The organism is Cytobacillus sp. FSL K6-0265, assembly GCF_038003465.1.
In the GTDB taxonomy this organism is placed as follows: domain Bacteria; phylum Bacillota; class Bacilli; order Bacillales; family Cytobacillaceae; genus Cytobacillus; species Cytobacillus stercorigallinarum.
The window spans coordinates 155,165-178,334 of record NZ_JBBOPE010000001.1 but is presented as its reverse complement, the minus strand read 5'-3'; the positions used below and the strand labels follow the sequence as shown (position 1 = coordinate 178,334).

Here is a 23,170-nt window from a genome sequence, read left to right as displayed (position 1 = left end):
CTGGACACTGAAAAATTTAAATAGTTTTCTAGCTTTCTATATACTATATGGGGTAGTACCAGCGAAGCTGTCACTACCCTATTTGGTTAAGGTGGGGATTATTACGCTTACTTTAAAACCATAAAAAAAGTAATATATTCCATTTTATTCTAAAAAAATTTAAATTCAGAAATTATATGAAACTTTTATATAAAATGTATAAATATTTAATATAATTTGTATAAATTCAAGTGAATATGAAATACATGGAGTAAGGAGATTAATCATGACAACTCACTACAACGTCCAAAAGCATGATACTATATATCAAGTGAAAGACAGAATATTAATTGGTACTATGCCTCCAAAAGCGCAAGTAATTGAAGAAGCTCCCTATTACCTCGGGAATATTTTGAAGTACTTTTCTAATCCAAGAACATTAGAAGACAGCTTTAAATTCATTACAAGTAACTCTAGTTTATCCGAAATAGAAGCTCGTAATTTAGTGGAAGAATTAATTGAAAATAAAATTATTTCAAGTAAAAAGTTTGATTTGGATAATCGTTATTCTAGACATTCTCTTTATTTTGATTTAATTGATGCTCCTATTAATGCACAGGAAATCTTGGCGAATAAAACTGTAGGGTTAGTTGGAATGGGAGGTATCGGGACAAATATAGCAATGAATTTGGCAGGAGCCGGCATTGGTAAACTGATATTCTCGGATGGAGATACTATTGAAATAAGTAATTTAACTCGACAGTTTTTATATCATGAAGAGCATGTTAATAATTTCAAAGTTGAACAAGCTGCTAAGCAATTAGCACTAATTAATTCAGAAATTGAACTTGTTCCAATATTAGAGTCTATTTCCGATGTGGAAATATTTGATAAATATTTTAATGAGTGTGACATTATTATTCTGTCTGCTGATTCTCCAGCAGAAATTCACGAATGGATTAATTCAGCTGCGATGAAGCATGGGTTTGCATATAGTAATGCAGGATATATTGATTCATATGGAGCTATTGGACCTATGGTCATTCCGGGAAAAACTGCCTGCTATGAATGTTATAAGAATGATGGAGATCTATATAAATTTTTGGATAATGGTCAAGAATTGCCAAGTAATTTAAATAAAAGTTTTCAAGCGCCAAGTTATGGACCTTTAAACTCAATGGTTGCTGCGGTACAAGCAAATGAAGTAATTAGATATTTGATTGGAGTCGAAAGAAAGACGGAAGGTACTCGCCTTCTTATCAATTCACAGAACTATAAAATTTATGAAGAAGTATTTACTAAAAATGAAAATTGTAAAAGGTGTGGGCATTTCGCTCATCATACAGAAAATTCGGACTCTAGTTTTCAAGAAAGTTCGTTGACAGATGTTTATGTAAACGAAAGAGAAAATGATTCATTTAACAGCATATTACTTGATTCGATGATGGATAAATTGATTAAAGTATTACCTAATACAAAAATATTGGATATTGGCTGTGCAACTGGAGAACAAGCTATTCATTTTGCACAAAAAGGAGCAACTATAGTAGCCAATGATATTTCTGAAGAGATGCTTGAAATAGTAAATAATAAAGTCAAAACATTAGAGTTAAAAGAGATTGAAATATTACATGGGGATATTGTCAATTTAAACATTGAGGATAAGTTCAATTATGTTATTTGTAATAACGTTTTAGACTATATCGAAGACATAGGACCAAGGCTTTCAAAATTCAAAGGATTATTAACTGAAAATGGAACTTTAATAGTTACAATCCCGCATCCTATTAAAGACGGAGGTGTTTGGAAGAAGGAGTATTATAATGGACGATGGAATTATGAAGATTTTTCATTGCAGAATTATTTTACAGAAGGGGTAATTACAAAATCAAGAGAAAACAAAGATGGCGAGACGGTAATTTCATCTATAGAAAGTTATCATCGAACTACAGAAACATATTTCCAAACATTTGTCCAAGCTGGATTTAAAGTAGTAGGATTATTTGAACCCCAACCCCCAAATATTGTTGCTGAAACACATCCGATTTTATTTGCAAAATGCAGTCATATTCCTTATTTTCAAACATTTGTATTAAAAAAGGAGTAAATGCTATGGATTTAGATACGATTTATTTTAAAAAAACTAAGGTAGAAGATTTTTCGTTTAATGAAAGTGTTAGTTTAGTTTTTGATGATATGGTTAATCGTAGTGTGCCTTTATATAAGGAATTTCAAAATTTAATTGTTCAATATATTGTTAAACATTTGGTGAAAAATACAAATATTTATGATTTAGGTTGTGCCACGGGAACAACGTTAATTCTATTGAACAACCTGCTAAATAAAACTAATACAAAGTTTTATGGAATAGATAATTCTGAATCGATGTTATTTAAGGCGAATGAAAAAGTTAAAGAAATGGCTAAAAGTCCTCAAACAATTCATTTTATACAGAAAGATTTAACAACTATTAACTCTTTTATAGATCCAGGATGTTTTATTTTAAACCTTACATTACAGTTTATACGACCTATGGAAAGAGAAGATTTGTTAAAAAAATTATACAATAGTTTGCCGCAAAATGGATTCGTTATTCTCTATGAAAAATTACTAGAAGAGGATTCTTTATTCACACGAAATTATATAGATTTATATTACGATTATAAACAACAAAAAAACTATTCCAAGTTGGAGATTTCAAGAAAGAGAGAAGAATTAGAGAATGTTTTAATACCATTTACTGAGATAGAGAATAAAAACTTGTTAAGAAAAGTCGGTTTTTCAAAAGTATCAACAATCAGTAAGTATTTAAATTTTGGAGTTATTATTGCTATTAAGTTATGAAACTACAAAATCTCATTGAAAGGAGGTGATAGTATGTTGAAAATCCGTAAAGTTACTAATATCGAAGGTCGCTCTTGTGTATTTTGTAACTAATAAAGATAACCCATTGATTGGGTAGACAATTAGGAATTTATTTTGATTTTCTAATATCTTACATAAAGGGAGGGCATCCCTCCCTTTATTACTATTACTAGATTATGTATAGGAGTAAAAATATGGACAATAGTAAGTCAATTTGGAAAAATTCTAAATTTACAACATATGCATCCGGAACCTTATTTAATTCATTGGGAAACGCTTTTTTTGATTTAGCGTTACCATTGTTTATTTATCATAGAACGAATTCTTTATCCCTGATGGGAGCCTCTGTTATTTTTACACAACTTCCTAAAATAATAATGGGTCCTTTAATCGGCACTTGGGTAGATCGATTAAACCCTCGAACGATTTTATTTACTTCTTATGCAATACAGTTTATATTAGTTAGTTTAATTCCTATTTTGGAATATTTAACATTACTAAGTGCTATGTTGGTACTGGTAATTGGATTTCTAGTAAATACTGCAAACTTGTTTGCAAGATCTGCCCAATTTTCAATTATCCCCTTACTATATCCCACACAAAAATTAGAGGCAAATGCTGGTTTCGCTACTGTATGGACTTCTTCGATGATTACAGGGCCAATAATTGGAGGCGGGTTGTTGACTATATTTTCCCCAATGAGTTTGATTATATTAAATGCCTTATCTTTTATTATGATGATTTTCTTTTTATATTTAGTTCGAATTCCAGATAAGGAAAAAGTAATTGGTCAAAATAAAACTTTTACTAAAGATTTGGTGGAAGGTTTAAAGATCGCTATGGCCACTAGAACTTTAAGAATCTTTTTGGTATCTTCCTTTTTATTGATTTTTTCTGTAGCCCCTGTCTCTACCTTAGTTATTTTTTATTTGAAAGAATTCTATTTATTTCAGGATTCTAATATAGGATTTATAGTAGCAACTTCTGGTATAGGACTCTTTCTCGGAACATTAGTTATTAGTAAAATGAAAAAGAAAAATTTAGGAAATTTAATTTATATAGGATTTTTATGTATGTTAGCAGGCTTGACTTTACTACTTCTTCCTGGTTGGTGGTTCATTCCAATTTCTCTTTTCATGATTAGTTTAGGGTCAATCATTTATTCAATTAGTAGAAATTCAATTATTCAATCATACTGTCCACAGGAGTATCTAGCTCGTGTGAACTCCATTTTCCAATTTATAGAACAAATTGCGACACCTATTAGCATTACAATTATTGTGGGAATGGCATCTTCGGGCATTCATAAATCTATTTTTGTGACTCTGGTTGGTATTTGCATAGCAGCAACCATGTTATTTAAATTTAGTAAATTAAATTCTAAAAGTATAAATTTAGAAGAAGTGTTTTTGGAAAAAAATTAATTTAAGTTTAAGGTGGAGTTTTAATGATTACTGTTGGGTTAAATGCATGTATTGTTGATGAAAACAACGAAATAAGATCTGTTGATGGTGGAGGAGTTTGCCTTTTTGAGGATGATAAATTATTATTCGCGATTACAGAAGAACGCTTAACATATAAAAAATATGATGGAGGATTTAAAAAATCTTTAGAATATGTATTAGAGGCTAGTGGAAAGAGCTTGCAAGATGTTGATCAATTCGCGGTTAGTTTCTACGGAGTATCATTAAATGTTCCTAAGTTTCTTATCGAATATATACAGAATGAACTATCTATTCAATCTCATCAAAAATTAATTATTGTCCCAAGTCATCATTTGTCTCATGCTTATGCTGCTTTTTATTCTAGTGGTTTTAAAGAAGCTTTGATTGTAGTTAATGATAATGAAGGGCAAATTATTGGTGAAAAGAAGTCACCTCATATGTTTGAAAATTCATGTGAAAGAAATTCGTATTATTTAGCTAGAAATGGAGAAATTGAATTAATTGATCGAGACTTTGAGTATCCACAGGGATTAGGGTTTGGAAAACTATACAATAAATTCACGCGATATCTAGGAATGGGTAATTACCATAATGCTGGAAAAACAATGGGTTTAGCATCATTTGGTAGCGATAACTTATTAAGCTTAGGGGATGCTTATATAAAAGATTATGATGGGAATATTCATTGTACTATTCCCGATACAGGTAACACTGAAAAAGATATGAAGACTTTATTTAAAAAATTAGGTGTAACGATTCCAGAACCTAGAAAAAAAACGGATCCTTTAAGACAAATGCATGCAGATTTAGCGCAATATGTTCAAAAACAACTTGAAAAGTGGACTACTGTAAAAGTAGAAAAACTAACAGAACAATATAATCTGGAGCATGTATGTGTAGGTGGGGGAGTTGCCTTAAATTGCCCAACCAATTCAGCTTTATTAAATATTGAAAGAGTAAAAAATGTATATATTCCGAATGCACCCCAAGATCAGGGCTTGTGTATTGGGAATGCAATATATGCGATAGTGAATTCTCCAAGAGAGAAAGCAAACTTTAATCAAATAAAATTTGAAGTGCCTTTATATTCAGGGAAGAAATATACTGTGACAGCTAATGAAATTCAAACAATACTGAAGGAGTTTTCCAATCTTCATTTTAGTGAGGTTGAAGATCCTTGTAATATCGCAGCTAAACTCATTGCAGAGGGAAATGTAATAGCTTGGTTCCAAGGAGCAAGTGAATTTGGTCCAAGAGCTTTAGGTAATCGAAGTATTCTGGGAGATCCTCGCGATAAACTTGTAGTTAATCGGTTGAATTTGGAAATAAAAAAACGGGAAGCGTTTCGTCCCTTTGCACCCAGTGTACTAATTGAAAAAACACAAGATTACTTTGAAAACTTTTCAATAGAGAGCCCATCAATGATGTTTACTGCAAATGTAAAAAAAGAGCAAATTAAAAACATCAGTGGAGTGGTTCATGTTGATGGGACTGCTAGGTTACAAACTGTTAATAAGCAAGATAATCATATGTATTATAGATTAATTGAACAATTCGGAAAATTAACAGGTGTCTATTTAGTCATCAATACATCTTTTAATTTGGATGGAATGCCAATTGTTGAAACGCCTTATGATGCTATTGCATGCTTCAATAAAAGTGAGCTGGATTACCTAGTCATTGAAAACTTTTTATTGAGAAAGATATAGTAGTAAGCTTATAATGACTAAACTAGATGAATTTCTTGAGAAACAGCTTATGATTATTTTGTATATTTGCATTTTCTAAAATACCTATAATTTCAATAGCTTTTTCTGCATTTTTTATTCCCTTGTTTAGCTGGTTTTTCTCGATTTGATAAATCCCTTTTAAGAATAAATGTTTTGTTTTCTCGAAATAAAAATGGGTATTATTGGGGATTTCATCAATATAACTAAGGAACCACTTTGCATCATTTAAATGACCAGTTTCAATAGTATAAATAACAACATTTAACAGGATACGAATGAATTCTGTTTTAATTTTGGGGATTTGGATATTAAGTTTAGATTTAGAAATTATTTCTTTGGCTAAAATAATAACAGTTTGATATTTTAGAATACTCATTGTATTACCGAAAAGAATGATTTCATAATATCCCCAATGATCATTCTTTAATAAATAGTCACTAATAAAATTTCTTTCAGAATCAGTAATCTCAAAATTTCTATTTAAATCTAGTATAAGTGCTTTAGTCATAATGTAATTACATTTATAACTACTAGATAAGTGACTTTTCCACTTTTTTTCTTCTTCCTTATATATGCTGATTAAAAAAGGAATGTTATTTTGTTCGTATGCATGTCTTATTTTATGTAAAAAGATTTCAAACTCACTTGGTTGATAGTCTCTTGAAATAAGGATGTACTCTTCAATAGAGATATTAAGTTTATTCAGTAAAAGGATAAAATTTGATAAAGAGATATCAGATTCACCTCTTTCAAATTTAGATAAAAAAGAACTACTAATAATACCTTCGGCAACTTCTTTAAGAGAATATCCTTTACTTATACGGATATTTTTAAAGTTTTGACCATAATTCATACTTTATCACTCTCTTTTATATGTTTTTTAATTGGAAATGTAAATTATTATATACTATAATAAAAATTATGCAAGGGGTGTAATAAATGGAAGAATACGGGATAATTATTATCATCGGATAGAATCAATTTAAAGAAGGGGTAATAAATGAGCTCAATTGATTTGATTCAATACATAGAAATAGGAGGTGTGGATTTGAATGCAACGTTTTCGAATCGGCGATCACATTGGTATTTTTTCACCGTCGTCTCCTGCAACTGTAACCGCAGCACCTCGTTTTAATAGAGCAAAGAAATTTTTAACGGAAAAAGGGTTTCAAATTATCGAAGGACAATTAACAGGAAAACAAGATGGGTATCGTTCAGGGTCACCAAAGGAAAGAGCAGAAGAGTTAAACCAATTAATACGTAATCCAGATATTAAAATGATTATGTCTACAATTGGAGGAACAAACTCAAACAGCATGTTACCTTATATTGATTATGAGGCATTTCAACTAAATCCAAAGCTTATTGTTGGATATTCCGATGTTACAGTGATTCTACTTGCTCTTTATGCGAAAACTGGTATTCCAACATATTATGGTCCTGCATTCATACCGAGCTTTGGTGAATTTGAACCACTTGTACACGAAACATATCGTTATTTTGAACAGTTTTTTATAAGAGAACAAAAACTTCCGTACTCTATTGAAATCCCGCCTCTATGGACGGAAGATTCTGTTAATTGGTTAGAGAAAACTTATGAAAAGAAGTTGAAAAATAATGAATGGATTACAGTCAATTCTGGAATTGCGGAGGGGCGCTTAATTGGAGGAAATCTAAATGCAATATATGGTAGCATTGGTTCTCCGTTTATGCCTAAATTTAAAAAAGGAGATATTTTATTAATTGAAGATAGTATAAAAAACGCAGAAACAGTTGAGAAAAATTTTGCAATGTTAAAAAATCATGGTGTATTTAATTTAGTTTCGGGAATTGTAGTAGGCAAATATGAACGTTTTGATGATATGGGTACAGGGAAAAAACCATATGAAATTTTAACGGAGATAATAGATAATCCCTCTATTCCTCTATTAGCTGAGTTTGATAGTTGTCATACTCACCCAATGATTCCGATGCCAATTGGAAGGAAAGTAAGACTTGACGCAGCTAATAAAACAGTAGAGTTAGTAGAAAACTGGATAGTATAATGATAAGTATTATTTAATCCCACTAATCATATTGGAGGATAAATTGTATTAGTGGTAAATAGTTTAGAATAATGTGTAATTAATCTCTTGGTTTACTATAAATTCTTACCACGCAGAGATTATTTCTTAAGGTAGATCAATTGTAGTGAGCTCAAAATTTAGACAAAATATTATTTTAGGTAGCTACTAAGGGAATAGCACGAGAGAAATTTAGAGCCTAAAATGAGTGAACTTTCTTTTGAAAAACGAGTGGGGATTTAATAGAAATTATGTGTTTTGTTCAAACTTTTTTTATAAAGATACAGCATTTTATGCATGTTTTCATTCATTCTCTAAAAAGAACAAAATGTGCTTTATCTATAAATGTTTGTATGCATAAACGTTTTCCCATCAAAGGGCAAATGAAAAGCCAGTTCCCACAAGGGTTCTGGCTTTTTGCAATTGCCGATAAATATTATTATGGTAATTAGATTATTATCTTCAAGCATGAATTTATTTTAAAGTATATATTATGCCACGTTGAGTAAAACTACTAAATGCCACGTTGAGTAAAACTACTAAAAAATCTATCTTCTGAAACAATACTATTAGTAATACCCCACCTTGAAGGATCACGGAATATAATATTAGTATCATTTCCTTTTTGTCGCCCACTAACAACAATTAAATGCCCACCTTTTCTTCCATCTTGAGGTAGCTCATGGCTTACCGAAGCTATTAAAGGTCCTGTCTCTATTAAAAATCTCTCTAGTTCGTCTCCATTTTTAATACTAATAGCAGAACCCTTTAAACCAAATTCTAAACCCATCTTCGCAAGTCCACTATGAATCCATCCTTTAGAGCAGTAGGCATTTTTAGATAATCCATTTAATAATAGCTCATATTGTGATGGTATTGGCAATTTATAATAACTTAAAACCATCCTTAAACATGCCAGTCCACAAGATCTGTCCCCCCAATATTCAGCACCATTACCCTCTACAAGTTTTTGAGAAGGCCAATCTCTTTCCTCAAATTTCTGAGAAAATCTTGGTATATTTAAAGAATAGTTCATCTAATCACTCCAATATTTTTATTGCATCCGAGAATTCCTGCTTCTCCCATTCCCTTACCATTTCATAATCAGTATAGAGCTGTTTTTCATCTTCATGGCATAAATACAGCCCACCAGGTTTCGAGAATAAATCAGTTGTTTCAATGATGATATGCTACTTATATTTATACCTCTCCTAAGAATTTCTGTACAAGGAGAAATGAGGCTAATACCCATAGCATATTTTTTAATATCTCTAATTCCCCCTCGTTCTAGTACTACATCTGGTGATATATATATATATATATCAACTGCTTCATCAATAAGACTTTCCCTAATGCCTTAAGACTTAAGGTTGGATCACTACCCCCAGGAAGGAGAGTGGCTGTTTCAAGTGTTGTGGATAATCGTGACTTTAAAAATTCAATAGTTAGATTTATTCAAATAAGGCTGGTATTCCTTTCATAGGAACATCATACACCTGCAATAAAATACCTATCGCTATGACTCCAAATAAAAATATCAGTGAAAGAGCAAACTTATAATATTCCTTTTTCACAAAATCTCCCTCCTTACTACTTCAAGACTAACAATTTTGGGTATTTGGAGTACTGACTTTTCTCAAAATGAACATACCCATACTTATCCCCTTTTTAGTTCACTAACGGGGTAAAAAACTTCATAATGAGACCAGTGACGGAAAGCGTAGTTTTTAAAGCTCTTTGTTAATTGCTATACTCTTTTGGATGAAAGGTGATTCTCTCGTGTCTAATTGTGACTTCCTGATTAATACTTTAAAGGTAGCGCCACCTCTATTGCTCCATTGAGTCGGATATAAATAGCTGTGGCCAACTGCCAATATTCAAAGAATTTCTTTCAAATGAAATATTCTAAGATTCAATATTTTTTTTCCTTACTAAAATAAATATTGGATATGCAATATTTATAAGCCCTAAAATAACAAATGTATAACTAAAATACTTCCCGCCAATTGTCGACGGTGAAAAATTAAATACAGAAAGTAAAAGTAAAATCACTCCAAATCCCATGATAGCTGCAAGCTTATAAATATTTACCTGATTCCATAAATATATTGATATTATTAAGAAGATTGAAATAAACATAATTAAGGGAAAAAGCGGTTTAAATTTAGCAGCATATACAAAATGATCTAGATTAGATATTTCGGAGGGGTAATTACTATAATTAACACTATTATTCATTGCATTGGTAAATGGGGTTGAATACCCCCACTCAAATATATTAGCCCTAACTTCACTACCCTCATACCAAGAGAACATCAGAGTAACGTAAAATACTACAAATAGAACAATATATAATAAAGATTTTTTGTTAATCATAAATATGCTCCTTAAAAATGTATCTTATAATTTATTATATACTAAAATTTTAAAAATGTAAGAATTAAGAAAAAAATCCTATTTAATACAGATTAAATTTTAAAAAATGATTTGAAGATGGGTCTATTAATGACTCAATTACTTAATCATTGGCCGGTAAAGGTAAGTATTATATCTTTTGACTGCTTTGTTCCGACACCTGATATTCCAGTGACGATAGCAGCAGCGGGCCCAAGTAAAACGCCACCCAACGCGGCCCTCTTTAAGACAGACTTTTGTTTCTCAACCATTTTATCCTCTGTAATATGCTCAATCCTCGAGAAATTAGCGTTATCAATTTTTGTAAAGAATATGGGAATCAAGGCACTTTATAACTACTTTTAATGCCGCTTCAACTAAAGAACGGGTATTGGTGATCGATCCTGTGCAATCTTCCTCACTTATCTTTTGATTTCATTTTTTAATCTGTTCTTCTATGAAATGTTAACTGAACTCTTTTTCACCTGCAAATACCTCATCCAATTCCACCATGGAACCATTCTATTCTTAATTTATAAATCTCCTTGAGTTTGAAGGTTTCATAGCCATCAAACTTTAGATAGGCATTTGAATAATAGATAATTTCGTCTAAATCAAACTCTGACATGTCAATTAAATTTCTTGGAACAAATTGTTGTTCAAACACTTTTATCAAGTCGTTTGTGCGATTTCATTTTCGGATATGCCTTCTGTGTATAGTTAGGTCTAGAAGAAAAGCTATTATGACAAACATTAAAAGGTATACAAAGAAAGACGGTACCTCCGCTTATATGTTTAATGCATATCTTGGAAAGAACCCGCTCACTAGAAAGAAGAAACGGACCACTCGGCGGGGCTTCAAGACAAAAAAAGAAGCAAATGTTACGCTATTTAAACTATTGGTGGAAGTGAATGAATTTGGTCTCTGCCAAAATGATCAGATGACCTTCCGTGAAGTTTTTGAAGAATGGTTCAAGCAGCATCGCAGAGAAGTAGAGCCATCTACGGTGTATGCAATGGAAAGTAAATTCAGTCGTAGAATTCTCCCAGTCTTTAGTCCTTACAAAATGAAAGACATATCCTGCTCGTATTGTCAAAAAACGGTTAACGCTTGGGCCCAGGAGCTTAAAACCTTCAATGATAATAAGATACAAGCAAACCTGGTTTTCCGATATGCCATGAAAATGGATATTATTAAGCGAAATCCAATGGATTATGTCAAATTGCCGAAATTAAAACATGAAATGGAATATAATGCGGAACTGGAAGGGAAAAAGTACTACACACGAGAAGAGCTCAGAACCTTCCTGGATTCGATTCAAGAGGATGACATGGCCATATCCCATGTTTCGGTGGTTACTCGCCTTCACAGTAGAGCGAAAGGGGGAGCTTTATGCCTTGCATTGGTCTGACGTGGACTTCCACCATAAGACGATCAGCTTGAAAAATGACTTTGATTCACACGAGTGGTAAAAAGCAGCTTCAGACATCGAAAACAAAGTCATCTCGGCGTGTCGTCAGCGTTGACAAACGCTGGCAATCTAAAAAAATGGCGCGGCAAGCAAATACAGCGCTATTTGAAGTTAGAAGTTGCCGCATCTTTTCAATCCGATGATAAGCAACCCATCTTTACAGTCTATAATCAGTTGAAACATGAAATGGATTATTGTCGATTGGCTTACTTAAATGAAAAGCTAGAGAGGATTTATCCTAAGAACCCGGAGCTGCCACAAATAAATATTCAAGCTTTCCGGCACACACATGCCAGTTTGTTGTTTGCTGCTGGTGCTTCCATCAAAGATGTACAAACTCAGCTCGGACATACAAATATTCAAACCACGATGGATATACACCCATGTGACCGATGAAGCGAAGGAGAAAACAGCCGAGATGTTCCAGATGTACATGAGATTTTAGCTTGGGGTATTCAAAGGGTATTCAATTCCAAATTTGGACATGAAAAAGCCCTCCCTGCTCATAAGAGCATAGAGGGCAAAACCTTGGTATATGTTTATTAACGTTTTGAGAACTGAGGTGCACGACGAGCGCCTTTAAGACCGTATTTTTTACGTTCTTTCATGTCATAGCTATACTTAATTATTTCATTATATATAAAACCATTATATATAGAAGAAACTCGGGATATTTATATACTGAGCTATCCATAATTGTATTTAAAAAATGGTCAAAAGTAGGTCAATTTATATGGCACTACACACCTGCTTAAGTATTCAGTAGCAATACACTAGACTTATTATAATTAGGTAAAAAAATAAAAGTTTTTCGAGAGATGTTTATTTACACCCTCGGAAAAACTTTTATTAAATGATTTATTTTACATTTCCTTATATGTGAATATAGTATTTGGTTGGCACACCACATCATAAATCGAGAAAATCACAGATAAGTGAAAAAGAAAATATTCTTATTTCTTACCACTGCTATTTGTTTTTACTAACTTACCATTGACCACACGGTATAATTTACCCTGATCAATTTTTTTCATCAATTCTTTTTGAATCTTAGTATAATCTGGTTTAAGAAAACTTGCATCTGCTAAAGCGACATAAGTATCTCTACCAATCTTATTATTTTTCAAATCCATATCTTTTGAAACACCTTTAGCCCCTACCTCATGAGCATCTGCCCATGTTTTTGCTTTTGTAGCATTCATGTCTCTTGTCATTGCTGCATTCCAAAATGCATGTTTAAAAGCATTGCCATTATGATTATCAGCATTCCCATTTTTATATAATTTTCCTGCAAGTCCTGTCGCAGCAGCTGAACAATTGTAAACAATTGCAGCTTGAGTTGGATGCTTCTTTGCCAGCTTTCTTTCAGTATCATTCAATCTATTATAGGCATCGGGTAAAATGCTATATGGCTTAATTGAATTTTCTTTTGTTTTAGCAATATCTATTAAAATCGGGATAATTAATTGATCTAATTCTTTCTCTTGTTTTTCAAAATCTTCTATAGATGTAGTTTCAGTTAGGATCTCATAAGCCGCTGCAAAATCTTCTTCAGTTAAAACTTCTAAAACTTCCTCTGATAATTCAGGAGTCACATCCAATTGATTCTCTATATTTGATTTTTGCATCTCTGGTTTTTCTGATGCATATGCACTCGATACTCCAAAAGCTAATAGAAATATAAAAGCTAAAAATACCTTTTTCATTCCAAATTCTCCTATTCTATATTATAGTAATTAGATGAAAACCAATTTCAGGGAAAAGGTGATATAAATGACAAAAAAAAAAAAGACAACCATAGTGATAAGTATTATTCTTCTTCTTCTAATTCTGGCTTTAAGTACCCCCTATCTTTTAAATAAACTCTCTCAAGGTGAATTTTCATCTTTACCAGATGGAGTAAATATAAGAATTCAGAACACATCTACAGAAGTAGTCCCAAAATCAGAAATATATTTAATTAATGGTGATGAAGAAAAGGTCCATTTAACAGAGTTTCCAGAATTAAAACCCAAGGATACTATTAGTTTCAATACCAAGTATCGCCCCAAAGATGATTATAATTTAGCGATGTCCTATGAAATAAATGGTAAAAAATACGAAAAGATACTTATGTATGCAGGTGCCAACTCTACAAAGCTCGGTATTAACGCTAAAGTAAAAAGTATCAACGATAAGAACGAGATTGAAACAACTTCCAAAATTTTTGATGGTTTACATCTTTATGAAGAATAATACAACTCTATACCACTACAATTATCCAAATAAAAACATATATTGGATAAAAATAAAAATATTTACTAGTTTATAGGTCAATAGATACCTATATAGAAAGTTATATAGATGAAAAATAAAAGCGCCCTCTTATTGAGGAGCGCTTTGAATTGAAAGAATATCAATAATTTTTACCTTTATCGTTTCATAACCACTTTCAATATGTATTAATTGAGTCTGGCCATCAAGATTAACGATTTTCCCTTGGATAGGCTCACTTTGCCACAACAATATTAAGACTTCAGTTTTCTCCCTATGTGCCTCAACTACTGCATTTCCCAACTCTTCTAATTCAAATTCATCCCTTGAAGGTCTTTGTGGTTTTGACTTTTTTGGCATTTTCACTCCCATGATTAAGCTCCTCACCTTACTTTCCTGACTGGACCAATCGATAAGACATTACTTACCTTGAAAGTGCGCTGCTGTCGCTTGGTAAAACAATATGCACGAAAGTAATCTTCGTAAACGGACAAAATTTTAATTCTTCTCTGGCTGGAAGGTTAAGCAGAAAGAATTGTTGCTTGCGGACGGAATCAACAAGAAGCCTTCACATATTCTCTTAAGAGGCGATTTACGACCTATAAGGTTAGCGTATCCGAATGAACTATTAAATAACTTCATAACGATCTATGACCTACATAGTATTACTATTCATGGACTGAGACATACACATGCCTCAATGTTATTTGAAGCTGGCGCAAGCATTAAAGAAGTACAAGCTAGGTTGGGCCATAAAGACATTCAAACAACAATGAATGTATATACTCATGTCTCAAAAACAATGTCTCAAAAAACTGCTGAAAACTTCCTTAAATTTATGGAATTAGAATAAATTAGGTCAAAATTAGGTTAAAAGCTATTTTTCTCATCAAAAAAGACCCTTGAACAAAACTGTTCGAGGGTCTTGAAACGTTGGTTTATTAACGTTTTGAGAACTGAGGTGCACGACGAGCGCCTTTAAGACCGTATTTTTTACGTTCTTTCATACGAGCGTCACGTGTTAATAGTCCAGCGCGTTTTAGTGTTGGACGGTATTCTGGATCAGCAAGAAGTAACGCACGAGCGATACCGTGGCGGATTGCGCCAGCTTGACCAGTGTATCCACCACCTTTAACATTTACAAGAATGTCGTAGCTTCCTACTGTTTCAGTAGCTACTAGTGGTTGTTTAACAACTTCACGTAAAGCTGCAAATGGGATATATTCATTGATGTCACGACCATTGATAACGATTTTACCGTCGCCAGGGACTAAACGTACGCGAGCTACTGAGCTCTTACGGCGACCAGTACCAGTATATTGAACCTGTGCCAAGTTAATAACCTCCCCTAATTAATTATCCACGAAGTTCGTAAACTTCTGGTTGTTGTGCTTGGTGCGTATGTTCGCTACCAGCGTAAACATGTAATTTTTTAAACATTTGACGACCAAGAGAGTTCTTTGGAAGCATGCCTTTAATAGCAAGCTCTAACATGCTCTCAGGGTAGTTTGTACGCATTTCATTAGCAGTTCTAGTTTTTAAACCACCAGGGTGCATGCTGTGGCGGTAGTAAATTTTATCAGTAAGCTTCTTACCAGTTAACTCGATCTTAGAAGCGTTCAAGATAATTACATGATCACCAGTATCCACATGTGGTGTAAAAGTTGGTTTATGTTTACCACGTAGAATTGATGCTACTTCACTAGCAAGACGTCCAAGAGTTTTGCCTTCAGCATCAACTACGTACCATTTACGTTCGATATTGTTTGCATTCGCCATAAACGTTGTACGCATCGGTTTTCCCTCCTAAATTAAATCCATCATAATCATTTTTGGTTTCATATATTCTTACACAATAAGATTCCGGGGCTTATCGTGGTTTTAATTATAATACCATATGCTATAATATAACTTTACCAGCTGATTGTCAAGTCGATGTTACACCAGGATTAGTTGTTTTAAGATTTTTTTCTCATAAATCCTGCAAAGGACGCGTTCTACCTATCATTAGCAATATTTTCTTCATAATAGACTTGCCATAAATACAGGCCATGACCAGGTGCCGTTTTCCCGGCATAAATACGGTTTTTCTTCGCTAATATCTCTTCTATTTCATAGGGCTCACGCTCACCCTTACCGACTTCAAGTAACGTTCCCATTAAAATGCGAATCATATTATAAAGAAATCCATTACCAACAAAGCGGAACAGTAGCTCATGCCCATCTTCCTCAATATAAATACCGTGGATGGTACGCACGCGATCTTCCACCTCAGACCTTGCTGAACAGAAGCTCGTAAAGTCATGCTCTCCTAATAAATACGGAATTGCTTCACGCATACGCTCGACATCAATCGGAAAAGAATATTGATAAGCATAATGCCGCAAAAAAGGATTGCTTTTCTTCGTGCGTATTAATCGGTAGCGATACTCCTTACCTATGGCATGATATCGTGCATGGAAGTCCTCTGCTACATATGCCGCTTCTTCTACTACCACATCATTCGGCAGAATAGAATTCAAAGCAACCGGCCACCGCTCTGCAGGCAGTTGCAAAGGACTATCAAAATGGATCACTTGACCCACCGCATGGACACCAGCGTCCGTGCGGCCAGAAGCAACTACTTTAACCTCGCTGCCCTTATGCAGCTTCGTAAGTGCTGATTCTAGTTCACTCTGGACAGTCCGTTTATTGGGTTGTACTTGATAGCCTGCAAAGCCTGTGCCATCGTAGGCGATAATACATTTGATTCTCATAATCGGCCCTCTTTATGTTCTAAATATAATTAACAGTATCGTTAAAGCTAAAAGCAATAACAACATCAATGTATCGATACCGCTCCACACAAGCTTACGATACCTTGTCCGGCCATCGCCACCGCGATAACCACGTGCTTCCATTGCCGTAGCAAGCTCCTCTGCCCGTTTAAATGAACTCACAAACAACGGGATCAATAGTGGAATAATTGCCATTACACGGTCTTTTACAGGGCCTGAGGAGAACTCCACCCCTCTTGCTGACTGTGCCTTCATAATCTTATCTGTTTCCTCCATAAGCGTCGGAATAAATCTTAAAGCGATAGACATCATTAGAGCGAGCTCATGGACTGGAAACTTCAGCTTCTTAAGTGGGCCTAACAAGCTCTCTAAACCGTCTGTAATCGCAATAGGAGCGGTTGTTAACGTTAAGATGGATGTGATTAAGATTAATAGGAAAAAGCGTAAAGAGATGAAAATCCCTTGTCTCAAGCCTTCTTCATAGACTTTAAACCATCCTAATTCAAAAATAACCGGACCTTCTCTTGTTAAAAAGATATGCATCAAGAACGTAAAAATAATCAAAATGAAGACGAGTTTTAAGCCACCAAATACAAAACGCATCGGCACTTTCGACATCGCTAGCATTAATAAGGTATAGACAACAAGTGCACCATACGTAATCGCATTATTAGCGAGGAAAACAACACATACGAATAAAAGAACGATAAGGAGCTTGGAACGCGGGTCCATGCGGTGAATCACTGAGTCAGCTGGAACATAGCGTCCAAAAATCATTTTTTCCATCATTATGCTTCACCTCTCTTTAAAAAGCGAGGCATTTCTTGACTGATTTCCTCAATTGTTAAACAAGTTTTAGCAAACTTATGGCCGAATGTTTTTTCTAGCTTTTGCTGGAATTTCACTACCTCTGGTACGTCTAAGCCCATTTTTATCAGTTGCTCTGGGTCAGAGAAAATCTCGAGTGGAGTTCCCACCTTATAAACTTGACCTTTATGCATAATAGCAATCTTATCTGCATAGCGTGAGGCATCCTCCATACTATGGGTTACAAGTATTGTAGATAAATTCCGCTCTTTATGAAGCTGATAAAACATATCCATAATTTCTTTGCGACCACGGGGATCTAAGCCTGCTGTTGGTTCATCAAGCACAATAACATTAGGTTGCATCGCTAATACACCCGCAATGGCTACTCGGCGCATTTGCCCACCCGAAAGATCGAACGGTGATTTTTGTAAAATCGACTCATCTAAGCCTACTTGTTTAATGGCTTCATGCGCACGTCTTTTTGCTTCTTCTTCATTTACACCGAAATTCATCGGACCAAAACAAATATCTTTCTCTACAGTTTCTTCAAATAATTGATGCTCAGGAAATTGAAAGACAATCGCTACTTTTTGGCGTACCGCTTTTAAGTCTTTCTGTTTCTTTTCAGAAGTAATCGTTCTCTCACCAATCACAACTTCGCCCGCTGTAGGTTTCAGTAATGCATTTAAATGTTGTAGGACGGTCGATTTCCCAGAACCAGTATGTCCTATTAAAGCGAGAAATGTGCCAGATGGAATATCTATAGACACATCTTGAATCGCTAATCTTTCAAATGGCGTATTGACTTGGTAGCGATATTCTACATTTTTAAGTGAGATGTCCATAATTCTTCCACCAATTCTTCTTCGGATAAATGATGCTTAGATACTGGGATATTTAAAGCTTTTAACATTTTGCTCATTTTCACAGGGAACGGAATATCGAGTCCTAACGAAATCAACTCTTCATCTAATTGAAAAATATCTTCCGGACTACCTTCTCGATAAAGCTGTCCCTTATTCATCACAATCATGCGGTCAGCCTTTGCTGCTTCCTCTAAATCATGTGTGATGGAAATAACAGTCATTTCTTGTGATGCTTTTAACTGTCTAATTGTCTCTAACACCTCTTCACGTCCACGCGGATCTAACATAGAAGTCGCTTCATCCAAGACAATGATATTCGGCCTAAGCGCTAGAACCCCTGCAATGGCCACACGCTGCTTTTGACCACCTGATAAATGGTGCGGCTCTTGATCAAGAAACTCTTCCATTTTCACACTCTCCAGCGCGTCATGGACACGTTTAATCATTTCTTCTCTCTCGATGCCGTGATTTTCTAAACCAAAAGCCACATCATCCTGTACAGTCGTACCAACAAACTGATTATCGGGATTTTGAAAAACCATCCCAATTTTATCTCGTATGTCCCAAACCGTTTCTTCTGATAGCAGCAAATTATCTACCGTAATACTGCCTTCTTTCGGGAAATTCAAGCCATTTAAAAGCTTAGCCATCGTTGACTTCCCTGAACCATTATGGCCAACAATCGCCAACCATTCCCCTTCATATATATCAAACGTCACATCTTTCAACGCATAATCCGCATGCTCATCATATTTAAAAGAAAGATTCCTTATCTGCACGAGGGAATTCTTCATACTCATCTACTCCTCTCCAACCTCTGCTACTCTCAACTCTACTAAAAACAAACCTAAAAATCTAACGTCTAAATTTTATTAGAAAACTGACCGATTGGCAAGCCTGTGAAGGCAATGACAGAGGTCTAGTTGCTCTTATACTTCGTTCTTTCTTTGGAACCTGCCTCAGAGCTATTCTTCTTTGCTTGTCAAAACATAAGTGCTCTGAAGTGATTGAAAACTGGACGATATGATTGGCAAGCCTGTAAAGCTACAACTGGATTCTACTGCTTTTTTTACTATTTCTAATGCCATTGTATTTTTCTAACCTAGCTGAAACTTTTTTTCCTTCTTGTGTGCGCTTTTCCCATTTACCCACTCTTGTTATCCTTGTTTCTTACTCTTGTGTGCGCTTTTCCCATTTGCCCACTCTTCTTATCCTTGTTTCTCACACTTGTGTGCGCTTTTCCAATTTACCCACACTTCTCAACCTTGTTTCTTACTCTTGTGTGCGCTTTTCCCATTTGCCCACACTTCTTATCCTTGTTTCTTACTCTTGTGTGCGCATTTTCGGTTTACCCACACTTCTCAGACTTGTTTCTCATACTTGTGTGCGCATTTTCGGTTTACCCACTCTTCTTCTCCTTGCTTCTTACACTTGTGTGCGCTTTTCCGGTTTACCCACACTTCTCAACCTTGTTTCTTACTCTTGTGTGCGCTTTTCCGGTTTGCCCACTCTTCTTATCCTTGTTTCTTACACTTGTGTGCGTATTTCCGATTTACCCACATATCTTACGCTTATTCCACACACTCGTGTTCGTAACCCCAATTTGCCAACATAATCATATTTGTGTTTCCATCCGCTTGTGACCCTATTTAGGCTTGGCTCATTTCCTCAAAATCTCGCATTTTGTTGAACTTATAAGACACAAGAACTTTCAATCTGGCTCTGGCAATTTATCCTTTATTTTCCCATTAACTCAAACACTTTAGTCTCTTATCCTTATACACAAATCCTACCAAACATAATTAATTAGATATAATAAAAAAGCCGCCACTATTGATGGCGAGCTACTATGTGTATGGAGTTTTATCTTATCTGCATTATCTCCATAACAAAGGCTCGTTAACAATTGCCTTGCAATGGTAGTTTTTAAAAAAGCCTGCATCCTCATCCAAGTAATACAGGCATTCCTGTATGGACGAGTAAAGCACATGGATGAAGATGCAAAGAGCTAGACGTCACACCTCAATCTTACGGGTGTCCATCGTAACACTCAAAATGGTTTTGCTCATTGGCTTTAGGGGTATCCCTATTTAAAGAAAGAGGGCATTGAATAAGTTCCAATGAAACCATTCAGGCGCCCTCAATCTGCACATGAATCTCAAAGGTTAGGTTATCCTAATCTTAGAAGATACGTTTATTATACTAATTCGATGATTACCATTGGTGCTGCGTCGCCACGACGAGGACCGATTTTCATAATACGAGTGTAACCACCTTGACGCTCTTCATAACGAGGAGCAATATCACTGAACAATTTTTGAACAGCATCTTGGTTTTTCTCAGCATCAGCTACTTCATGACGAACAAATGCAGCTGCTTGGCGACGAGCGTGAAGGTCTCCACGTTTACCAAGTGTGATCATTTTTTCAACTACTGAACGAAGTTCTTTAGCACGAGCTTCAGTTGTTTCAATACGCTCATTGATGATTAAATCTGTTGCTAAGTCACGTAACATCGCTTTACGTTGAGCGCTAGTACGTCCTAACTTTCTGTATCCCATGAAAGTTTCCCTCCTTTGTTGAAGTCATTAAAGGCTAGATTTAAAAGACAATCAGTCGTCTTTACGCAAACCTAATCCAAGCTCTTCTAGTTTATGTTTTACTTCCTCTAGAGACTTCCTACCTAAGTTACGTACTTTCATCATATCTTCTTCAGTTTTATTAGCTAACTCCTGAACAGTATTGATGCCTGCACGTTTTAAGCAGTTGTATGAACGAACAGATAAATCTAGTTCTTCAATTGTCATTTCAAGGACTTTTTCTTTTTGGTCTTCTTCTTTTTCAACCATAATTTCAGCATTTTGAGCTTCATCAGTTAAACCAACAAAGATATTCAAATGCTCAGTTAAGATCTTCGCTCCAAGTGCAACTGCATCTTGAGGGCCAGTACTTCCGTCAGTCCAAACATCAAAAGTCAATTTATCAAAATTACTCAATTGACCAACACGAGTATTCTCAACTTGATATTGTACGCGTGAAACTGGCGTATAAATAGAATCAATAGGAATAACACCGATTGGTTGATCTTCTTTTTTGTTTTGAACAGCTGGTGTATAACCACGACCACGTTTAGCAGTTAGACGCATATGCAAATGACCATTTGAACCAAGAGTAGCAATATGAAGATCCGGATTAAGAATCTCTACATCACTATCATGTGTTACATCTGCAGCAGTAACTACACCTTCGCTTTGAACATCAATTTCTAATGTTTTTTCTTCATCAGAATAGATTTTCAATGCAAGCTTTTTAATGTTTAAAATGATAGATGTTACATCTTCTACGACGCCTTCAATTGTTGAGAACTCATGAAGTACCCCATCAATTTGGATCGAAGTGACAGCGGCACCTGGGAGTGAGGATAATAGGATACGACGTAAGGAGTTACCCAAAGTTGTTCCATATCCACGCTCAAGTGGTTCTACGACGAACTTACCATACTTAGCATCATCGCTGATCTCAACCGTTTCGATTTTTGGTTTTTCTATTTCGATCATCAAAATACACCCTCCTTCAAAACGTCGAAACCCCGGCTTGTTAACCGAAATTCCCCCATGTATACGTTCCCGTTTTGTGCACAACAACTGGAATAATAAATACTGTATAATTCATTTACTTTGTATCATATCCCATTATAGACAGGGATTCAAAAGTTTATACAGATTAATTATACACGGCGGCGTTTTGGTGGACGACATCCGTTATGTGGTACTGGAGTAACGTCTCTGATAGCAGTAACTTCTAGACCAGCAGCTTGTAATGCACGAATAGCAGCTTCACGACCTGCACCAGGTCCTTTAACTGTTACTTCTAAAGTTTTCATACCATGTTCCATAGATGCTTTCGCAGCTGTTTCAGCAGCCATTTGCGCAGCGAAAGGAGTCGATTTACGAGAACCTCTGAATCCTAGCGCACCAGCACTTGACCAAGAAAGAGCATTACCATGAGAATCAGTGATAGTTACGATTGTATTATTGAATGTTGAACGAATATGTGCAATTCCGCTTTCAATATTCTTTTTGACACGACGTTTACGTGTATTAGTTTTACGAGCCATTTTAAGAACCCTCCTTTACCGATTATTTCTTTTTGTTCGCTACAGTCTTACGAGGACCTTTACGTGTACGAGCATTGTTTTTAGTATTTTGTCCGCGAACAGGTAAGCCACGACGGTGACGAAGACCGCGGTAGGATCCGATTTCCATTAGACGTTTGATGTTAAGTGATACTTCACGACGAAGGTCACCTTCAACTTTTAATGAATCGATTTGCTCACGAATTTTGTTTAATTCATCTTCAGTAAGATCGCGTACACGAGTATTCTCGTTTACACCAGCTTCTGCTAGAACTTTTTGAGCAGTTGTTTTACCAATACCATAGATATAAGTTAATGAGATTACTACACGTTTTTCACGTGGTACATCTACACCTGCAATACGTGCCACTATATGCGCACC

26 protein-coding genes and 1 pseudogene are annotated in these 23,170 nt (G+C 34.9%); 9 read left to right on the top strand and 18 right to left on the bottom strand.

Going from position 1 to position 23,170, the window contains the following annotated elements:
* Positions 1–265: 265 nt before the first annotated feature.
* The 4 genes from MHH73_RS00965 (at position 266) to MHH73_RS00950 (ending at position 5,998) form a co-directional block, all read left to right on the top strand.
* Complete coding sequence (locus MHH73_RS00965; protein WP_341064054.1) at positions 266–2,086, top strand: ThiF family adenylyltransferase; 1,821 nt, start codon at positions 266–268, stop codon at positions 2,084–2,086.
* Positions 2,087–2,091: 5 nt separating this feature from the next.
* Positions 2,092–2,823 (top strand): carboxy-S-adenosyl-L-methionine synthase CmoA, encoded by a 732-nt coding sequence (cmoA, locus tag MHH73_RS00960; protein ID WP_341064052.1) that lies wholly within the window; start codon positions 2,092–2,094, stop codon positions 2,821–2,823.
* Positions 2,824–3,038: 215 nt separating this feature from the next.
* Positions 3,039–4,268, top strand: a complete 1,230-nt coding sequence (locus tag MHH73_RS00955; RefSeq protein ID WP_341064050.1) for an MFS transporter — start codon at positions 3,039–3,041, stop codon at positions 4,266–4,268.
* A gap of 23 nt (positions 4,269–4,291) precedes the next feature.
* Positions 4,292–5,998, top strand: coding sequence for a carbamoyltransferase family protein (locus MHH73_RS00950; RefSeq protein WP_341064048.1), 1,707 nt, complete (start codon positions 4,292–4,294; stop codon positions 5,996–5,998).
* A gap of 22 nt (positions 5,999–6,020) precedes the next feature.
* Here the strand turns inward: MHH73_RS00950 and MHH73_RS00945 are convergent, their stop codons facing one another.
* Positions 6,021–6,872, bottom strand: coding sequence for a helix-turn-helix domain-containing protein (locus tag MHH73_RS00945; RefSeq protein WP_341064046.1), 852 nt, complete (start codon positions 6,870–6,872; stop codon positions 6,021–6,023).
* A gap of 199 nt (positions 6,873–7,071) precedes the next feature.
* On the opposite strand from MHH73_RS00945, the gene MHH73_RS00940 reads away from it, so the two are divergent.
* Positions 7,072–8,064 carry a S66 family peptidase gene (locus tag MHH73_RS00940; protein ID WP_341064044.1) on the top strand — a complete coding sequence of 331 codons (993 nt, stop codon included), beginning with the start codon at positions 7,072–7,074 and terminating at the stop codon, positions 8,062–8,064.
* Positions 8,065–8,596: 532 nt separating this feature from the next.
* On the opposite strand, the gene MHH73_RS00935 is transcribed toward MHH73_RS00940, so the two are convergent.
* The 4 genes from MHH73_RS00935 to MHH73_RS00920 all read right to left on the bottom strand — a co-directional run bounded on the left by MHH73_RS00935 (position 8,597) and on the right by MHH73_RS00920 (position 10,748).
* On the bottom strand, positions 8,597–9,118 hold the full coding sequence (locus MHH73_RS00935; RefSeq protein WP_341064042.1) for a C39 family peptidase: 522 nt from the start codon (positions 9,116–9,118) through the stop codon (positions 8,597–8,599).
* A gap of 415 nt (positions 9,119–9,533) precedes the next feature.
* Positions 9,534–9,656, bottom strand: a complete 123-nt coding sequence (locus MHH73_RS00930) for a hypothetical protein (RefSeq protein ID WP_341064040.1) — start codon at positions 9,654–9,656, stop codon at positions 9,534–9,536.
* Positions 9,657–9,987: 331 nt separating this feature from the next.
* Entirely contained in the window at positions 9,988–10,458 is a 471-nt protein-coding gene (locus MHH73_RS00925; RefSeq protein ID WP_341064039.1) for a DUF4306 domain-containing protein, read from the bottom strand.
* 146 nt (positions 10,459–10,604) lie between these two features.
* Positions 10,605–10,748 (bottom strand): hypothetical protein, encoded by a 144-nt coding sequence (locus MHH73_RS00920; RefSeq protein WP_341064038.1) that lies wholly within the window; start codon positions 10,746–10,748, stop codon positions 10,605–10,607.
* 471 nt (positions 10,749–11,219) lie between these two features.
* On the opposite strand from MHH73_RS00920, the gene MHH73_RS00915 reads away from it, so the two are divergent.
* Together MHH73_RS00915 and MHH73_RS00910 are read left to right on the top strand one after the other, a co-directional pair.
* On the top strand, positions 11,220–11,888 hold the full coding sequence (locus MHH73_RS00915) for an N-terminal phage integrase SAM-like domain-containing protein (RefSeq protein WP_341064036.1): 669 nt from the start codon (positions 11,220–11,222) through the stop codon (positions 11,886–11,888).
* 111 nt (positions 11,889–11,999) lie between these two features.
* Entirely contained in the window at positions 12,000–12,344 is a 345-nt protein-coding gene (locus MHH73_RS00910; protein ID WP_341064033.1) for a tyrosine-type recombinase/integrase, read from the top strand.
* A gap of 146 nt (positions 12,345–12,490) precedes the next feature.
* Here the strand turns inward: MHH73_RS00910 and rpsI (MHH73_RS00905) are convergent.
* A pseudogene (gene rpsI / locus MHH73_RS00905) lies at positions 12,491–12,556 on the bottom strand (30S ribosomal protein S9); the annotation flags it as partial.
* Between the two features lie 345 nt (positions 12,557–12,901).
* Complete coding sequence (locus MHH73_RS00900) at positions 12,902–13,654, bottom strand: DUF6973 domain-containing protein (RefSeq protein ID WP_341064031.1); 753 nt, start codon at positions 13,652–13,654, stop codon at positions 12,902–12,904.
* Positions 13,655–13,721: 67 nt separating this feature from the next.
* Between MHH73_RS00900 and MHH73_RS00895 the strand changes: the two genes are divergently transcribed.
* Positions 13,722–14,183 (top strand): hypothetical protein, encoded by a 462-nt coding sequence (locus tag MHH73_RS00895; protein ID WP_341064030.1) that lies wholly within the window; start codon positions 13,722–13,724, stop codon positions 14,181–14,183.
* 129 nt (positions 14,184–14,312) lie between these two features.
* On the opposite strand, the gene MHH73_RS00890 is transcribed toward MHH73_RS00895, so the two are convergent.
* Positions 14,313–14,573: a YolD-like family protein gene (locus MHH73_RS00890; protein WP_341064029.1), complete on the bottom strand. Its 261-nt coding sequence runs from the start codon at positions 14,571–14,573 to the stop codon at positions 14,313–14,315.
* 166 nt (positions 14,574–14,739) lie between these two features.
* On the opposite strand from MHH73_RS00890, the gene MHH73_RS00885 reads away from it, so the two are divergent.
* On the top strand, positions 14,740–15,054 hold the full coding sequence (locus MHH73_RS00885; RefSeq protein ID WP_341064028.1) for a tyrosine-type recombinase/integrase: 315 nt from the start codon (positions 14,740–14,742) through the stop codon (positions 15,052–15,054).
* 88 nt (positions 15,055–15,142) lie between these two features.
* On the opposite strand, the gene rpsI (MHH73_RS00880) is transcribed toward MHH73_RS00885, so the two are convergent.
* From rpsI (MHH73_RS00880) to rpsM, 10 genes are all read right to left on the bottom strand, one after another.
* Positions 15,143–15,535 (bottom strand): 30S ribosomal protein S9, encoded by a 393-nt coding sequence (rpsI, locus tag MHH73_RS00880; protein ID WP_191816877.1) that lies wholly within the window; start codon positions 15,533–15,535, stop codon positions 15,143–15,145.
* 22 nt (positions 15,536–15,557) lie between these two features.
* Positions 15,558–15,995, bottom strand: coding sequence for a 50S ribosomal protein L13 (gene rplM, locus MHH73_RS00875; RefSeq protein ID WP_341064026.1), 438 nt, complete (start codon positions 15,993–15,995; stop codon positions 15,558–15,560).
* 203 nt (positions 15,996–16,198) lie between these two features.
* Complete coding sequence (truA, locus tag MHH73_RS00870; RefSeq protein WP_341069598.1) at positions 16,199–16,960, bottom strand: tRNA pseudouridine(38-40) synthase TruA; 762 nt, start codon at positions 16,958–16,960, stop codon at positions 16,199–16,201.
* 9 nt (positions 16,961–16,969) lie between these two features.
* Positions 16,970–17,767 (bottom strand): energy-coupling factor transporter transmembrane component T family protein, encoded by a 798-nt coding sequence (locus tag MHH73_RS00865; protein ID WP_191816879.1) that lies wholly within the window; start codon positions 17,765–17,767, stop codon positions 16,970–16,972.
* The gene (locus MHH73_RS00860; protein WP_341064024.1) at positions 17,767–18,633 is read right to left on the bottom strand and encodes an energy-coupling factor ABC transporter ATP-binding protein; all 867 of its coding nucleotides are present in this window, start codon (positions 18,631–18,633) and stop codon (positions 17,767–17,769) included. The genes MHH73_RS00865 and MHH73_RS00860 overlap by 1 nt, the downstream gene beginning before the upstream one ends.
* Positions 18,609–19,448, bottom strand: coding sequence for an energy-coupling factor ABC transporter ATP-binding protein (locus tag MHH73_RS00855; protein ID WP_341069596.1), 840 nt, complete (start codon positions 19,446–19,448; stop codon positions 18,609–18,611). The genes MHH73_RS00860 and MHH73_RS00855 overlap by 25 nt, the downstream gene beginning before the upstream one ends.
* Positions 19,449–20,851: 1,403 nt before the next feature.
* Positions 20,852–21,214 (bottom strand): 50S ribosomal protein L17, encoded by a 363-nt coding sequence (rplQ, locus tag MHH73_RS00850; protein WP_191816882.1) that lies wholly within the window; start codon positions 21,212–21,214, stop codon positions 20,852–20,854.
* A gap of 51 nt (positions 21,215–21,265) precedes the next feature.
* A complete protein-coding gene (locus MHH73_RS00845; protein WP_095371199.1) occupies positions 21,266–22,210 on the bottom strand; it encodes a DNA-directed RNA polymerase subunit alpha in 945 nt (314 codons plus the stop codon).
* 170 nt (positions 22,211–22,380) lie between these two features.
* On the bottom strand, positions 22,381–22,770 hold the full coding sequence (gene rpsK, locus MHH73_RS00840) for a 30S ribosomal protein S11 (RefSeq protein WP_095371200.1): 390 nt from the start codon (positions 22,768–22,770) through the stop codon (positions 22,381–22,383).
* 22 nt (positions 22,771–22,792) lie between these two features.
* Positions 22,793–23,158, bottom strand: a complete 366-nt coding sequence (gene rpsM / locus MHH73_RS00835) for a 30S ribosomal protein S13 (protein WP_095371201.1) — start codon at positions 23,156–23,158, stop codon at positions 22,793–22,795.
* Positions 23,159–23,170: the final 12 nt, after the last annotated feature.